Source organism: Romboutsia sp. 13368 (assembly GCF_018336475.1).
Classification (GTDB): Bacteria; Bacillota; Clostridia; order Peptostreptococcales; family Peptostreptococcaceae; genus Romboutsia.
This window is the reverse complement of record NZ_CP048741.1, coordinates 645335-646060: the sequence shown is the minus strand read 5'-3', so window position 1 is coordinate 646060 and position 726 is coordinate 645335. Positions and strand designations below refer to the sequence as shown.

Annotated in this window: 1 protein-coding gene; it reads right to left on the bottom strand. The window is 28.0% G+C overall.

Going from position 1 to position 726, the window contains the following annotated elements; genetic code table 11:
- Positions 1-2: 2 nt before the first annotated feature.
- Positions 3-726 (bottom strand): carbohydrate ABC transporter permease (locus G3997_RS02665; RefSeq protein ID WP_296647671.1); only part of this gene is annotated, 724 nt, incomplete at its 5' end.

Sequence of the window (726 nt, the reverse complement as noted above, 5' to 3'; positions counted from 1 at the left end):
TATTATTTTATACTTCCCGATGTAACACTTTTTATAATGTGTTTTTGAGCAAAGAAGTAGAATATTAGTACAGGTATTATAGTTAAAACTAGCCCTGCAAGCGCTAAATCCCATTGCTTTGTATATTGACCGAAGAAGAAAAACATTGATAATGGTATTGTTCTAGTTTCTGGATTATTTATTGCCAGTGATGGTAATAAGAAGTCATTCCATATCCATACTGTATTTAATATTGCAACTGTTATAGATATAGGTTTTAAAAGTGGGAATATTATATATCTAAATGTTTGCCACTTATTACACCCATCTATTAATGCAGCTTCATCTAATTCCTTTGGTATACTTTTTACAAATCCATGGTATAAGAATATCGCTGATGCTGAACCAAATCCTACATACATAAATATAATTCCTGGCATATTAAGAAGTTTTAATTTACCCATTATATTTATAAGAGGTAGCATTATAGATTGGAAAGTTACTAACATTGATGCAACTAAAATAACTAATATTACTTTACATACTTTAGAATTAGTTCTTTCCATCATCCACGCTGCCATTGATGCAAATATTATTATAAATAAAACACTTATTATTGTTATAAATAAAGAGTTTGAAAGTACTTTTATAAAGTCTAACTTTTCCCATGCATTTATATAATTGTCAAAATTCATATCTTTAGGAAGTGCTAATGTACTCTCAAATAACTCACCTTTAGTTTTGAAT